Genomic DNA, 15,069 nt, shown 5'->3' with positions numbered 1-15,069 from the left:
CTTCAGCTGCGGCGGCTAAGGGTTGCGCCCTTGGCCGAGCCGAATTCGGCAATGACGGTTTCGCCGGCGATCGCCCGCTGACCGACGGCAACGCGCGGCGCAGCGCCTTCCGGCAGGAAGACATCGAGGCGCGAGCCGAAGCGGATGAGGCCGATGCGTTCGCCGGCATCCAGCGGCTCGTTCGGATGGACGAAGCAAAGAATGCGGCGGGCAACGAGGCCGGCAATCTGCACGACGCCGATTTCGCCATGCTTCGTTTCGATCACGAGGCCGTTGCGTTCATTCTGTTCGCTGGCCTTGTCGAGTTCGGCATTGAGGAAGCTGCCCTGGCGATAGGCGACGTTGGTGATGCGACCGCGCATCGGCGAACGGTTCACATGGCAATCGAAGACATTCATGAAGATCGAGATACGCAGCATCGGCTGGCTGCCGAGATTGAGCTCGGCCGGCGGCGTCACCATCTGCACGCTCGAAACTTTGCCGTCGGCAGGCGATATCGCCAGATCATCGTCCTGAGGCGTCATACGTTCGGGATCGCGGAAGAAATAGGCGCACCACAGCGTCAGGATCAGGCCGATCCAGAAGAGCGGCTTGAAGATCCAACCGAGCACCAGCGACGCGACGAAGAAGCCTGCAACGAAGGGATAGCCCTCCTTGTGTATGGGAACGATGACGTTGCGTACGCTGTTCATCAAGCTCATCTATGGCCTACTCCGTTAGGGCATGCTCACCAGGAACCGGGCTCCGGTTCTTCGGCAAGATCATGCCAGTCAAAAGAATGAGAACAAGATAAGCGGTCTTGCTCTGAATACCAGTCGAGCGTGACTACAGGCAAACTCTGTCATGGGCAATGCTTTCGCGCGCTCGTCCTCAACGCAATCCGCGTCGAGCAAGATGCCAACGTTCCCGTGACTTGAAAAGTGCAGCCTGTGGAAACCCGTGCGGGACGCAATGAAAAGGCCGCCGATGGCGGCGGCCTCCTGTGTCCCGCGTCGGCCGATCGGAAATCAGAGGCCGAGAGCGGCGCGCAGTTCAGCCTTGGCGCCCTCATACTCGGTCTTGTAGTCCTCATGCATCATGATGGTTTCGGCGATGACGGTGCCTGCAATGCGGCCGGCTTCGATATCGGAAGCATAGTGGATGCCGCCGACGATACGGTTATGGCCGTATTCCCAGGCGCGAGCCATGATGGCGGCGCGCTTTTCCGGCACCATGTTGGCAAGCACAATGCCCATCAGCGTGCCGACCGTGGTGTGGCCGGACGGATAGGAGCCGGACTTGGAGAGCGGCACGATCGGCTTGACGAGGTCGCTGTAGAGATGCGGACGCGGACGCTTCCAGACATCCTTGGCGGGATCGACGACGGCGCCTTCGGTCTCGACGACGCGATCGAAGAAGGCCGAAAACTTCGGCAGGTTTTCCTTGGTGAATTTCGGATTGTCGATGACGTCGGAGAAGCGCCAGACGTTCTCTTCGGCATCGGCCACGGCGCGAGCCGCCATTTCCGGCGTGCGGGTCACCTGGATCGTCAGGATTTCGCCGAGCTCAGCCTTCATCTGTGTGGAATCATTGGCGGGCGGAGGCGGCAGCAGATCGAGGAGGTTGATCTCCTTGGCATCGGTGAAAGGCTTGGCATCTTCGGCGAAAACCGGCGAGGCGAGGCCGACGATGAGCAACAGGCTGAAAGCTTTGGCAAAACTACGCATTTGAGGGGCTCCGTTGAAAAGACCCTCGTACCTAGCAAGCTGTCATCTCAGTCTCGTGACAACACTCGGTGCATAACCGCTGCGCACCCGATGCTGTCATGGGCGGCGGAATTCCATGCTTCTACGGGTTTTCTCAGCTTGCCGGCGCCAGTCGGTCGACAACGCCGAGATCGTCGTTTTCGCGTACCTGTTTCAGATGCTCCTCCGCCTGCGTTGCCTCGCGCTGGCGGCTCCACATGGACGCATAAAGCCCGTTCCGCGCCAGAAGCTCGGCATGCGTGCCGCGCTCGGCGATCACGCCGCTTTTCAGCACGATGATCTCATCTGCTCCGATGACGGTCGACAGGCGATGCGCGATGACCAAAGTTGTACGGTTCTTCGAAACGACATCGAGGGCAGCCTGTATTTCGCGCTCGGTCGTCGTGTCGAGTGCCGAGGTCGCCTCGTCGAGGATCAGGACCGGCGGCGCCTTGAGAATGGTGCGCGCGATCGCCACACGCTGCTTCTCGCCGCCAGACAATTTGAGGCCACGCTCGCCGACCTTGGTCTCGAAGCCTTCCGGCAGATTGCGGATGAACTCGCCGATCTGCGCGATCTCCGCGGCCGCGGTAACTTCCCCTTCGCTGGCGCTCGGACGGCCATAGCGGATGTTGTAGGCGATGGTATCGTTGAAGAGCACGGTATCCTGCGGCACCATGCCGATGACCTTGCGCAGGCTTTTCTGCGTGACGGTTCGCAGATCCTGGCCGTCGATGGTGATCGTGCCGTCCTGCACGTCGTAGAAACGATAGAGCAAGCGCGACAGCGTCGATTTACCGGCGCCCGAAGGCCCGACCACGGCAACCGTCTTGCCAGCCGGCACCTCAAAGGAGATGCCCTTCAGGATCGGCCGCGCCGGATCATAGGCGAAATGCACGTCCTTGAATGCGATTGCGCCATTACCGATGACGAGCTCCTTGGCGTCAGGCGCATCGACCACCTCGGGCTTGACCTCGAGCAGGTCGAACATCTCCTCGATATCGGTCAGGCCCTGACGTATTTCGCGATAGACGAAGCCGATGAAGTTGAGCGGTACGGAGAGCTGCAGCAGCATGGCGTTGATGAACACGAAGTCGCCGACCGTGTGATGGCCGTTCAAGACGGACCAGCCCGACATGACCATCATCACCGTCGTGCCAAGGCCGAAGATCAAGCCTTGGCCGAAGTTAAGCCAGCCGAGCGACGTCCAGACGCTGGTGGCTGCCTTTTCATATCGCTCCATCGATTGATCGAAGCGTTTGGCTTCCATCTCCTCGTTGCCGAAATATTTGACCGTCTCGAAGTTCAGCAACGAATCGATCGCCTTGGTGTTGGCGTCGGTGTCGCTGTTGTTCATTGTCCGGCGGATGGAGATGCGCCAGTCGCTCGCCTTAACCGTGAACCAGATGTAGAGCCAGACCGTGACGGCCGTGACCGCGAGATAGGAAAAGCCATAGCCGCGCCAGAAGATGATGGCGGTTAGCAGGAATTCGATGAAGGTCGGAAACGTGTTGAGGATCGTGAAGCGGACGATCGTTTCGATGCCCTTGGTGCCGCGCTCGATGATGCGCGAGAGGCCTCCGGTCTTGCGCTCCAGATGGAAACGCAGCGAGAGCTCGTGCATGTGCACGAAGGTTCTGTAGGCGAGCTGGCGCACCGCATATTGGCCGACGCTCGCAAACAGGGCATCGCGCAGCTGGTTGAGGCCGAGCTGGATCAGACGCGTCGCGTTCGTGGCGATGATCAAAGCGATGGCGCCGACCAGGAAAGCAGGCAGAATGCCTTGCATGTCGAGCTTGCCGTTCAGCGCATCGACGGACCATTTGAAGAAGTAGGGGACCAGCAGCAGGAAAAATTTCGAGACCAGCAGGAAGACGGTTGCCCAGACCACCCGCATTTTCAGATCCATGCGCCCGCTCGGCCACATATAGGGCCAGAGATTGACGATCGTGTTCAATGGATTGCTGGAATCCGCCGATATGGTTTTCTTCTGGCCTGCCATGTCCGTCTCCGGCGAATGATTGGGCAGCCGGATGTGGCAGCGTTTGCACAGCCGACTGGCAAGCCTTCATGGCCAAGACATGGCCGTTGTGGGAAGGCTATGGGGTCGGGCGACGCTTATACTATTTTCATGCGGTATAAAAGCAGCGGCCAGGCGTGGATGAGCCTGGCCGCTGCCAATGTTCACGATGGGCGGTCGTTGCGCTAGAGGTGCTCGCCCGAAAGCCGCTTGCGGTGAAGCTCCTCGGCATTCGGCAATGCATCCTTCGGCAGACCGAAGACCTGACCCGGCAGGATGCGGTCCGGATTGTTGATCTTGTCCTCGTTGGCCAGATAGATCGTCGTGTAGCGCACGCCCGCACCGTAGATGCGGCGCGATATCTGCCACAGCGTATCGCCGCGACGGATGATGACGGCATTGGTGTCCTGCGACAGCGGTGCCTGTTCGAGCGTCTTCGGGCCACTGTCGTTGGATGAGACCTCTGTGTTCGGCTGCGCCGGTGCCGTCTGAGCAGGCTGCGTGATAACAGCGATCATCTGTTCGAGCCCAGGCAGCGCCGCGCCGACCGATTTCGGATCTTTCGGCAAAGCCAGCAAGGTGGCAAGCGCCTTGGAGGCCGCGCTCGAAGCGTCGGCAGCAGCCTTCTTCAACGCAGCACTGGCGTTGATGGTCGGCCGGAATTCAGACAGCGACTTGAGCGCGATTTCCGTGCCGGAGCGGGCGGCTGCGAGCTGCTCCGTATTAGGCTGCTTGCCGTCGGTAAAGAGGCCCTTGAGCAGCGCAAAAGCCTTGCCCGCGCCTTCCTTGAGCTTGGCAAGCTCGCCCTCGTCGAGCGGCACCATGTTTGCCGTGGCCGTCTGCCCTTGACCATTTGCGGCGGCGGGTGTCTGCGCCGCGACCGTCACCTGATTGCCCTCGGGGCGCGTGAAGTTGACGCTGGTCCGCACGACGACTTTGCCGGCGCCATCGAGTACGTCGACGCGGATCTTGTGATCACCGACGGCAAGAGGCATGGGTCCGTCCACGACAAAGTGACCGTCCGCACCCGCGACGTTCTCGCCGATGAGCTTGTCGTCGGCATAGGCGCGGACCTTGGCATTCGGCTTCGTGGTGCCGGCAACGAAGATATGATCGTTTTCGATCTCCACCGCATTGACCATGACGTCTGGATTCGCCTCTACCTTCGCTGCTGGCGGTGTTGCCGTGCCTGCCGCAGGATTGGCGGATGCGACCGCCGTACCATCCTGTTGCGGCTTGGCATCTGTCGTGGTCGTTTTGGCCTGAGTGCCGGCTGCGGACGCGTCCTGTTCGCCGGCGGTCACGCGGCCCTGCTTGGCGGAAGGCGCAGTGATGATGCGACTTGCTGCGCCTGGCTTCGACACCATCGCGAGGACCTGGGTGGAATTGTCCTTCGGCACGGAGACGGTTGCGATTTCCTCGGAACTGACAGCCTTGCCGTCCTTGCCGGTGGCGCGCAGCACCAATTCGTGGTCTCCAGGCGGCAGCGGATTGTCGAGTACGGCGGCAAAGTCGCCGCTCGGGCCGACATTGGTCGTCGTGACGACCTTTTCGCCGTCGACGATCTCCAGCTTGGCATTCGGCTCGGCTGAGCCTGCGATAACAGTGGAGCCATCCGGTTCGACGCGCAATACATCGAATGATGGTACGCGAGGATTGGCAGCCGAGTTGGTCCCGGGCGCCTGTTGCCCTGTCAGCGTTGCAAGAGCCTTGTCGATCGCCGCACTGGCTTCGGCAGCATTCTCGGGAAGAGACTGGATGATGGTGAGCGCCTTACCTGCACTGTCCTGCGCTTTCTTAACGAGTCCCGTTGTCGTTGCGTCGATCCCTTCGGGAAGCGCGAAGCCGACGATCGATTGCAGGGCAGTAATCGCCTTTGTCTTCGCAGCCGTGAAGGCATCCTGGGCCGGTGCATTGCCATCCTTGAAGAGCGCCTTCAAATCGGCCAGCGAAGCAGTTGCCGCGCCCGTCAGGTCGGTCAGCTTTTTCGCGAGGTCTGCCGTATTGACGGCGGTCGACACGGCATTCTGCGTGGCCTTGGTTGCGTTCTCGGCGGCCTCGCCCGCCTTCTGCGCGTTTTGGTCGATCGTATTTTTCACCGCGTTGCTGGCTTGATTGACCACGTTGCCGATCGGGGTCTTGTCACCGTTGATGCGCGGCATCACGAAGAAGACCATCAACAAGGTCGCAATTGCCAACACCAACAGAGCCAGCCAACCGGCACGGTTCTTCATCATCATTCATCTCCACGCGGCGAAGTCATCGCAACTCCTGAAATTGCTAGCGATTTCGCCTGCTTTTACAAGCTTTCTCAGCCATTTTCGCATGTCCCGGCACAAGTTTTCCTTTGAAAAATCTTGACTGCGCACCTGCAGCATAGTTCTTTGCATCCATGACCGACGATTCCGCGCCAATTCGAACCATTTGCGTCTATTGTGGCTCACAGCCGGGACGCGATCCTTCCTACATGGCCGCTGGCCGCGAACTCGGCAAAAGCATTGCCGAAAACGGCCTGCGCCTGATCTATGGCGGCGGAACGAAGGGCATCATGGGCGCTGTCGCAAGCGGCGTGCTGTCGCACGGCGGTCAGGTCACCGGCATCATTCCGGAATTTCTGGTCGATATGGAAGCGACGCGCCACTCGCTCGGTCAGCTCGACGAACTCATCATAACGCCGGACATGCATACGCGCAAACATGGCATGTTCGAGCGCGCCGACGCTTTCGTGGCCTTGCCGGGCGGTATAGGCACCCTGGAGGAGATCGTCGAGATCATGACCTGGGGCCAGCTGGGCCGTCACGAAAAGCCGATGGTTTTTGCCAATATCAACGGCTTTTGGGATTCGATGATGGAAATCGTCCGTCATATGCGGGACGAGGGCTTCATCCATACCGCCCATCGTGTCCAGCCGCTTGTGATCGACAAGGTGGCCGATATCATTCCGGCGATCCGCAAGCATGCCGCAGAGACGCGCGGCGACCGCGGCGGAGAAGAGGCCGTGATTTCCAAGCTCTAAAAGCTGTTCCGGCAAACGAGCAGCGGTTTTCGCTTAGGGCTGCGTGATGACAAGGGACGAGGCGGTTCACGGCTTTCTTGAAAGCCAAACCGCCACAAATAGCGATTTGCTAACCATATCGCCTGGTTATGCTCCTCTGCTCTGACGCAGCATCGACCAGCTGTAGAGCACGAGACCGGCCCATATCAGCGAGAATGCAACGAGCTGCGTCGTGCCGAAGGGTTCCTTGAACAGGAAAACGGCGATCAGGAAGACCATTGTGGGAACGATGTATTGCATGATGCCGATGGTCGACATCCTCAAAAGCTTCGCACCATTGGCGAAGATCATCAACGGCAGCGCCGTCACGAGCCCGCAGCCGAGCAGGAGCCCGGTATCCGAAAGGCCGGTCTGGTAAAAGTGGCCTTCGCCGCGCGCTTCCAGATAGAGGATGTAAAATGCTGCCGGGATGCAGAGCAGTAGCACCTCGATGAAAAAGCCCTGGTTGGCTCCAACAGGCAGGGTTTTGCGGAAAAAGGCATAGAAGCCCCAGGAGAAGGTCAGCGACAACGCGACCCAGGGCAGGGTGCCGGCTTTCACCGTCAAAATGATGACGGCGGCGGCTGCAAGGCAGATCGCGACGATCTGCGTCGGCGTCAGCTTTTCCTTGAGTAGGATGGCGCCGAGCGCGATGCTGAACAGCGGATTGATGAAGTAACCGAGGGCCGCATCGAGCGAATGGCCGGCGCCGATGGCCCAGACATAGGTTCCCCAGTTGATGGTGACAAGCGCTGCCGTCAGCGATGCCATGGCGATTGTCCGCGGGTTGCGAAACGCCGCCTTCACGTCGCCCAGGCGACCGAGCGCCAGCAGCACGATGCCGGCGACGGGAACTGACCAGACGATGCGATGGGCGATGACCTCGAAAGCCGGGATATGCGCCAGCGCCTTCATATAGAGTGGCAGAACGCCCCAGAAGAGATAGGCCGTCATCGCAAAGCCGAAGCCGCGGATAGCGTCGTTGTTCTTGATTTCAGGTTTGACCGCGTCAGTGGCCATGAATTTTCCCGTCATTCTCTGTCATTTGAGACGGGATTACTCCAATGCATGCGGCATGGCTAATTCATTTCATTGACGGCATCGTCAAGCTTTTTGATGGGCGGCGGATTACTCCGCCGCAATCTTGCCTGCCATATGCCGGTTTTTCATCAGCTTGTAGATGACGGAATCCATCAGAGCCTGGAACGACGCGTCGATGATGTTTTCGGAGACGCCGACTGTCCACCAGCGTACGCCGTCACTATCCGTGGATTCGATTAGGACTCGGGTGATGGCCTCCGTGCCGCCATTGAGGATACGCACCTTGAAGTCGGCCAGTTCCAGATCGTCTATCTCGTGCTGGTATTCGCCGAAATTCTTGCGCAGCGCCAGGTCGAGTGCGTTGACCGGGCCGTCTCCCTCGGCAACCGACATGATGGTTTCGCCATCGATGATGATCTTGACGACGGCTTCCGAGACGATTTTCACCCGGCCGTGGGAATCGAAGCGGCGTTCCACCATGACGCGGAAACCATCGATCGCAAAGAATTCCGGGATGGTACCGAGCGTGCGGCGCGCCAAAAGTTCGAAGCTCGCATCCGCGCCTTCGTAAGCATAGCCTGTCGCTTCGCGTTCCTTGACGATGTGGATCAGCTGGTCGAGCTTCGGATCGTCCTTGCCGACCTCGATGCCGCGCCGCTTCAGCGCATTGATGAAGTTCGACTTGCCGCCCTGGTCGGAGACCATGACCTTGCGGAAGTTGCCGACGCTTTCCGGCGGCACATGTTCGTAGGTGCGCGGGTCCTTCAGCAGCGCCGAGGCGTGGATACCAGCCTTGGTGGCAAAGGCGGAGGCACCGACATAGGGCGCCTGATGGTCGGGTGAGCGGTTCAGAAGCTCGTCGAAGGCATGCGAAAGGCCGGTCAAGCCCACCAGCCGCTCGGCGTCGATCGTCGTTTCGAAGCGTTCGCTATAAGCTCTTTTCAGCGCCAGGGTCGCGATCAGTGTGATCAGGTTGGCATTGCCGCAACGCTCGCCGATGCCGTTCAGCGTGCCCTGGATCTGCCGCACGCCGGCCTCGACCGCCGCGAGCGAATTGGCGACCGCCTGGCCGGTGTCGTTATGGGCATGGATGCCGAGACAGTGCCCGGGAACGCCGCAGGCGATGACGGCCTCGACGATGGCGCGAATCTCCGGCGGCTGCGCGCCGCCGTTGGTGTCACAGAGCACGACCCAGCGCGCTCCGGCATCATAGGCCGTCTTGGCGCAAGCAAGCGCATAGGTCGGATTGGCCTTGTAGCCGTCGAAGAAGTGCTCGCAATCGACCAGGGCTTCCTTGCCGGCGCCGACGGCAGCCTTGACGCTTTCGGCGATACTTTCGAGATTTTCCTCGTTGGTGCAGCCGAGCGCCACCTTGACGTGATAGTCCCAACTCTTGGCGACAAAGCAGATGGCGTCGGCCTTTGCCTGCAGCAGGCTTGCAAGGCCCGGATCGTTGGAGGCGGAGATGCCGGCGCGCTTCGTCATGCCGAAGGCGACGAAGGAGGCCGATGTCGTGCGCTTCTCGTTGAAGAAGGCCGTATCGGTCGGGTTGGCGCCGGGGTAACCGCCTTCGACATAATCCAGGCCGAACTCATCCAGCATGGTCGCAATGGCAATCTTATCCTCGACGGAAAAATCGATGCCAGGCGTCTGCTGGCCATCGCGGAGCGTCGTGTCGAAGAGATAGATTTTTTCGCGTGTCATACTGTTTCCTCCGGCGAACCGGTTTGATAGTGGGATGCCCCTCACCCGTCCTCTCTCGGTTTCGCTTTGCGAAACCGTTCGAGTCCACCTTCTCCCCGTTTACACGGGGCGAAGGGGCTTGTGAGCTTGTTCCCTCTCCCCGCATGCGGGGAGAGGGCTAGGGTGAGTGGCCTTATTCGGCATTACACTTTCCCGGCAAACCTGTCCGTCGCGCGGATTAGCTGATCGAGAATGCCAGGCTCCGACGAAGCATGGCCGGCACCCTCGACCAGGTGAAATTCCGCTTTCGGCCAAGCCTTGTGCAGCGCCCAGGCATATCGCGCCGGACAGGGCATGTCGTAGCGCCCATGGACGATGACGCCGGGAATGTCTTTTAACTTGTAGGCGTCGCGCAGCAGCTGGCCTTCCTCGAGCCAGCCGGCATTGACGAAGAAATGATTCTCGATGCGGGCAAAGGCATGCGCATATTCCGCATCTTCGAACTGGGCGCTGACGGCCGGCTCCGGCAGGAGCGTGATCGTCTCGCCTTCCCAGATCGACCATGCCTTCGCGGCTTCCAGGCGGGCAGCCTTATCGGGATGCGTCAGCAGCCGATGGTAGGCGGCCATCATCTCATGGCGCTCTTCCGGTGGGATAGGGGCGATGAAGCGCTCCCATTTGTCAGGGAACATTTCGGAGACGCCGAACTGATAATACCAGTCGAGTTCGGCTCTCGTCAGCGTATAGATGCCGCGCACGACCAGTTCGGAAACCCGATCCGGATGTGTTTCGGAGTAGGCGAGCGCCAGCGTCGAGCCCCAGGAGCCGCCGAAAACAAGCCATTTCTCGACGCCGGCCATTTTGCGCAGCCGCTCGATATCGTCGACCAGATGCCAGGTCGTATTGGCTTCAAGGCCGGCATGCGGCGTCGAGCGCCCGCAGCCGCGCTGGTCGAATAGGGTCACGTCGTAAAGCGCCGGATCGAACACGCGGCGATGGCTGGGCGAAATGCCGCCGCCGGGTCCGCCATGCAGGAAGACGGCGGGCTTGGCACCGGGCGTTCCCACCCGTTCCCAATAGATCACATGACCGTCGCCGACATCGAGATGGCCGGAGGCGTAAGGTTCGATCTCCGGATAGAATGTGCGCAGGACTTCGGTCATATTTTCAGCCCCTCGGCCGGCCAGACATCAGTGTCATGATCGGGATGCTGGAAGGAAATGATCTGCTCCTGCCGCGAATAGAAATCTGGATCCTGATGAATGGGCTTTTCGAAAATCGTCTCTACCCAAGGCAGTCGATAGGCATGGTTGACCTGGATCTGCGGGGCGAGATCGTCGCGCTCGTCGAAGGCGCCGATGGCGATTTCAAGGCCGCCCGGATGACGGTAGGTCAACGGCGTGCCGCAGTTCTTGCAGAAGCCGCGGTCGATATTGACGGAAGACTGGAAATAGCTCGGTTCGCCGCGCGTCCATTCCACGCCGTCTTCAGGGGCGGTAACAAGCGCGGAGAAGAAATTGCCGAACTGCTTCTGGCACATGCGGCAATGGCAGATTGAGGGGCGGCCGAGCTGGCCGCGGATGCGAAACCGTACCGCGCCGCATTGGCATCCTCCGCTTCTGGTAGCTTCACTCATGGCTCTTCTCCTCTGGTCAGCTTGAGGTATCGTGATCAGGATGCTGATGATTGGACAGCTTGATCGATATCGCACGGTCCGAGCTATCCTCGTCCGGTTCCATCGGCAGCGCATCGAGTGCATGGAACCAGGGCATCTTTGCCGCGCGGTTCGATTGCGCGACGGGTTGGACCAGCGTTGGCTCATCCAGTGAACCAAGCGTCACATTGATGGAATCCGTGCCGGGCACATCATAGAACAGGGGCGTGCCGCAGGTGCCGCAAAAGCCGCGGCGCACGAGATCGGACGAATGAAACCATGAGGGTTCGCCGCGTGTCAGCTCGAAATCGGCCCGTTTGGCGTTTCCCAGCGGCAGGGCATAATTGCCGGATGCTTTCTGGCACATGCGGCAATGACAAAGATGCGGATAGCCGAGCGCGCCGGCGGTGCGATAACGAACCGCGCCACATTGGCATCCGCCGCTATATCCCGCTGCCATTGTCATTTGCTGCTCTCCGGTGGCCACGTTGCCGTATCGTGATCGGGATGCTGGTTGGATATGATGTTCAATACGAAGGGCGCCTGCGCGGCATCCTCCTCCGTCGAGTGTCCGGGCAGCAGATGCAGCCGATCGACGAAGCCGATCTTGGCTTCCGTGCCATATTGGACGACAGGCGGCAGCTGCGAGGGGTTATCGAAAGCACCAGCCGCGATTGCAATGCCATCGGGCGCTTCATAGGTCAGCGGCGTTCCGCAATCCCCGCAGAAGCCGCGCTTCACATAATTGGACGATTGGAACAGCTTCCGCTCGCCACGTGTCCATGCGAGCTCGGCACCACGCGTCGAGACCAGCGGCGCGTAGTAGGCGCCGAAAGCCTTCTGACACATGCGGCAATGACAGATCGACGCATCCTTCAGTCCGCCCCGCACCCGGAAGCGAACCGCGCCGCACTGACAGCCGCCGGTGTAGGTCGAGACGGTCATAACTTATCCTTTCCGCTGACGATCAGGATATGCATGCAGATGTTATCGATATCCTTCAGGACATCGTCATTCCAGAAGCGCAGGATAGTCCAGCCATCGGCTTCGAGGCGGCGGGTGCGAATCTGGTCATAGGTCTGATCACGATCATTGCCGTGCTGGGAGCCGTCGACTTCGACAATCAGCCTTTCGGCAGGGCATGCGAAATCGACAATATATCCAGCGATGGGCAACTGGCGGCGGAAGCCGAGGCCCATGAGGCGATGGGCACGCAATTCGTTCCATAGACGCAGTTCCGTATCCGTCATGACCTTGCGCATGCGGCGTGCATTGCTTCGGGCTTTCGGCGGGACTGGAGTATGCGGCAAAGTACCCCCCTCTGTCACTTCGTGACATCTCCCCCACAAGGGGGGAGATTGTTCGCGGCGAGCTGTTAGCCCTCCATCTTCTTTCCCGCGCAGGCGGAAACGTATTGCTGCGGAAATAGAAGGCAGCTTGGAACTAGAGCGGTCGGCAAACTCCCCCAATCTCCCCCCTTGTGGGGGAGATGTCACGAAGTGACAGAGGGGGGTAACCAGACTCACCGCTTGATCTCCCAAGTCGTGATACGCTCGCCCGTCGTTGGATCCTTACCATCCTTGAGCTGGATACCCATGGCCGTCAGCTCCTCGCGAAGCTTGTCGGCTTCGGCGAAGTTCTTTGCCTTCAACAACTCCAGTCGCTGACGTACCTTGGTATCGATCTCCGCGACCACAGCTTCGTCCATCTCCGCCTTCTTCGGCAGCAGGCCGAGAAGATCGGCGCTGGCCGCGAACACCGGCAGGAGGCTGGCGTCGGCATTGGCGGCCTGTGCTAGGGCATGGAGCGCCTGAATGGCAGCAACGGTGTTCAGATCGTCGCCGAGCGGGGCAAGCACGGCTTCATCTGGAGCCGCCCCGCTCAGGTCGACAGCCGGCCATTTTGCAATTAGCCGTTCGGCCTCTTCCAGACGCTTCACAGAGAAATCGATCGGCTCGCGATAATGCGTCATCAGCATGGCAAGCCTCAGCACCTCGCCCGGCCAGGTCCGGCCGCCGAGCTTTTCCGTCTGCAGCAGCTCGTAGATGGTGACGAAGTTGCCCTCCGATTTCGACATCTTGCGGCCTTCGACCTGCACGAAGCCGTTATGCATCCAGACATTGGCCATGGCATGCGTGCCATGCGCGCAACGCGATTGGGCAATTTCGTTTTCATGGTGCGGGAAGATCAGGTCCAGGCCGCCGCCGTGAATGTCAAAGACATCACCGAGATAGCGTCCGCTCATGGCCGAGCATTCGATATGCCAGCCCGGACGACCGCGGCCCCAGGGGCTTTCCCAGCCGGGTTCGTTCTCGTCCGAAAGTTTCCACAGAACGAAATCGCCGGGGCTCTTCTTGTGCTCGTCGACGGCGACGCGGGCGCCGGCCTGCTGCTCGTCGAGATTGCGCTTCGAAAGCTGTCCATAATCGGCCATCGACTTGGTATCGAACAGCACTTCGCCGGCGGCCCGATAGGCATGGCCCTTGGTGATCAGCGTTTCGATGATCGCGATCATCTGTGCGATATTGTCGGTCGCACGCGGTTGCACCGATGGCTCCAGGCAGCCGAGCGCCGTCGTGTCTTCGCGGTACTGCCGTTCGGTCTTCTCCGTCACCAGGCGGATCGCATCGTTCAGCGGCAGGCCGGGATGGTCGCGCAGTGCGCGCGCGTTGATCTTGTCGTCGACGTCGGTGATGTTGCGGACGTAGGTGACACGGCTCTCGCCATAGACATGCCGCAGCAGTCGGAACAGTACGTCGAAAACGATCGCCGGGCGGGCATTGCCGATATGGGCGAAGTCATAGACCGTCGGGCCGCAGACATACATGCCGACGTTGTTGCGGTCGATCGGCTGAAAATCGGCCTTTTCGCGCGTCAGCGTGTTGTAGAACTTCAATTGCGGCTCGGCGGCCATGTCACTCTCCCAAGGCATAATCCGAAAAAATACCGTCACCGGCCGGCCGGACGTTTGTCATCTTGGATTTTGGGAGACGAAAACGGCCAGGCCAGCGAAACGCTAGCGAATAATCTTCCGGCAGATAATGCAGATAACCGTTTTCATGGGCGGCTTTATCGCGCGCCGGATGAATTTGGTCAAGTAGGGATAAGGTGTCTCACGTAAAGGCTGAGACGTTTTTATTCCGGCATTCGATAGTCGACGAGCCTGTTCTCGCGCACGACGAAAAGCTTGCCGGTTTCGGTGACGTCGGGGCCGACCAGAGGCAGGATCGCCTGAGCGACCTCTCGCGGATGCGGCAGCGTATCCGGATCTTCGCCGGGCATGGCCTGGGCGCGCATGGCGGTGCGGGTAGCGCCCGGATCGACGCTGGTGATGCGCAGCGGCGTGCTCTGCGTTTCCCCGGCCCAGGTGCGGGCCAGCGCCTCGACGGCGGCCTTGGAGGCGGAGTAGGGACCCCAGAATGGCCGGCAGCGATGGGCGGCGGCCGAAGAGAGGATAACGGCGCGGCCCGCCTCGGCGCGCATCAGCAGCGGCTCGACGGAGCGGATCAGCCGCCAAGTGGCGGTGACATTGATCGTCATCACCTTTTCGAACACCTTGGCTTCGACATGGCCGATCGGCGAGATCACGCCAAGCACGCCGGCATTGGCGATGAGGATGTCGAGCTTGCCCCAGCGCTCGTAGATGGAGGCGCCGAGCGCATCGATGGCATTCATGTCGGCAAGATCGAAGGGCACAAGGGTCGCCGAGCCGCCGGCAGCCTTGATGGCATCGTCAAGCTCCTCAAGGCCCCCGACCGTGCGGGCGCAGGCGATCACATGCGCGCCGGCCTTGGCCAGCTCCAGTGCCGTGAAATAGCCGATACCGCGCGATGCCCCGGTGACGAGGGCGATCTTGTCCTTGAGATTGACGCTCATGCTGCCTTGATCCGAATGCGTGGAAAGAGAAAGGGGC

At 60.4% G+C, this 15,069-nt stretch carries 14 protein-coding genes; 1 reads left to right on the top strand and 13 read right to left on the bottom strand.

The annotated features are described in order from the left end of the window. Positions 1-2: 2 nt before the first annotated feature. The 4 genes from GDN47_RS12565 to GDN47_RS12550 form a co-directional block, all read right to left on the bottom strand. Positions 3-701, bottom strand: coding sequence for a phosphatidylserine decarboxylase (locus GDN47_RS12565; protein WP_113329110.1), 699 nt, complete (start codon positions 699-701; stop codon positions 3-5). A 306-nt stretch (positions 702-1,007) separates the two neighbouring features. Further along, complete coding sequence (locus GDN47_RS12560; RefSeq protein WP_152093486.1) at positions 1,008-1,706, bottom strand: acid phosphatase; 699 nt, start codon at positions 1,704-1,706, stop codon at positions 1,008-1,010. A gap of 133 nt (positions 1,707-1,839) precedes the next feature. Further along, positions 1,840-3,726 (bottom strand): ABCB family ABC transporter ATP-binding protein/permease, encoded by a 1,887-nt coding sequence (locus GDN47_RS12555; protein WP_113351674.1) that lies wholly within the window; start codon positions 3,724-3,726, stop codon positions 1,840-1,842. 203 nt (positions 3,727-3,929) lie between these two features. Further along, positions 3,930-5,981, bottom strand: coding sequence for a LysM peptidoglycan-binding domain-containing protein (locus tag GDN47_RS12550; protein WP_113329144.1), 2,052 nt, complete (start codon positions 5,979-5,981; stop codon positions 3,930-3,932). A 155-nt stretch (positions 5,982-6,136) separates the two neighbouring features. Here GDN47_RS12550 and GDN47_RS12545 point away from each other — a divergent pair, with 155 nt between their 5' ends. After that, positions 6,137-6,760, top strand: coding sequence for an LOG family protein (locus tag GDN47_RS12545; RefSeq protein WP_113329107.1), 624 nt, complete (start codon positions 6,137-6,139; stop codon positions 6,758-6,760). Positions 6,761-6,886: 126 nt separating this feature from the next. On the opposite strand, the gene rarD is transcribed toward GDN47_RS12545, so the two are convergent. The 9 genes from rarD to GDN47_RS12500 all read right to left on the bottom strand — a co-directional run bounded on the left by rarD (position 6,887) and on the right by GDN47_RS12500 (position 15,032). Continuing rightward, the gene (gene rarD, locus GDN47_RS12540; protein ID WP_113329106.1) at positions 6,887-7,798 is read right to left on the bottom strand and encodes an EamA family transporter RarD; all 912 of its coding nucleotides are present in this window, start codon (positions 7,796-7,798) and stop codon (positions 6,887-6,889) included. A gap of 108 nt (positions 7,799-7,906) precedes the next feature. Further along, complete coding sequence (gene cimA / locus GDN47_RS12535) at positions 7,907-9,523, bottom strand: citramalate synthase (RefSeq protein ID WP_152093485.1); 1,617 nt, start codon at positions 9,521-9,523, stop codon at positions 7,907-7,909. Positions 9,524-9,705: 182 nt separating this feature from the next. Next, complete coding sequence (pip, locus tag GDN47_RS12530) at positions 9,706-10,665, bottom strand: prolyl aminopeptidase (RefSeq protein WP_152093484.1); 960 nt, start codon at positions 10,663-10,665, stop codon at positions 9,706-9,708. Further along, positions 10,662-11,138, bottom strand: a complete 477-nt coding sequence (locus GDN47_RS12525; RefSeq protein WP_069616166.1) for a GFA family protein — start codon at positions 11,136-11,138, stop codon at positions 10,662-10,664. The genes pip and GDN47_RS12525 overlap by 4 nt, the downstream gene beginning before the upstream one ends. Before the next feature lie 16 nt (positions 11,139-11,154). Further along, on the bottom strand, positions 11,155-11,622 hold the full coding sequence (locus tag GDN47_RS12520; protein ID WP_113329103.1) for a GFA family protein: 468 nt from the start codon (positions 11,620-11,622) through the stop codon (positions 11,155-11,157). Continuing rightward, on the bottom strand, positions 11,619-12,101 hold the full coding sequence (locus tag GDN47_RS12515) for a GFA family protein (RefSeq protein WP_113329102.1): 483 nt from the start codon (positions 12,099-12,101) through the stop codon (positions 11,619-11,621). The genes GDN47_RS12520 and GDN47_RS12515 overlap by 4 nt, the downstream gene beginning before the upstream one ends. Next, positions 12,098-12,466 (bottom strand): endonuclease domain-containing protein, encoded by a 369-nt coding sequence (locus GDN47_RS12510; RefSeq protein WP_152093483.1) that lies wholly within the window; start codon positions 12,464-12,466, stop codon positions 12,098-12,100. The genes GDN47_RS12515 and GDN47_RS12510 overlap by 4 nt, the downstream gene beginning before the upstream one ends. 212 nt (positions 12,467-12,678) lie before the next feature. Continuing rightward, complete coding sequence (gene cysS, locus GDN47_RS12505) at positions 12,679-14,070, bottom strand: cysteine--tRNA ligase (protein ID WP_152093482.1); 1,392 nt, start codon at positions 14,068-14,070, stop codon at positions 12,679-12,681. 221 nt (positions 14,071-14,291) lie between these two features. Further along, positions 14,292-15,032 (bottom strand): SDR family NAD(P)-dependent oxidoreductase, encoded by a 741-nt coding sequence (locus GDN47_RS12500; protein WP_113351683.1) that lies wholly within the window; start codon positions 15,030-15,032, stop codon positions 14,292-14,294. Between the last annotated feature and the right edge of the window lie 37 nt (positions 15,033-15,069).

Source organism: Martinezella dioscoreae (assembly GCF_009176305.1).
Classification (GTDB): Bacteria; Pseudomonadota; Alphaproteobacteria; order Rhizobiales; family Rhizobiaceae; genus Rhizobium; species Rhizobium dioscoreae.
This window is presented reverse-complemented; position numbering and strand designations above follow the sequence as displayed.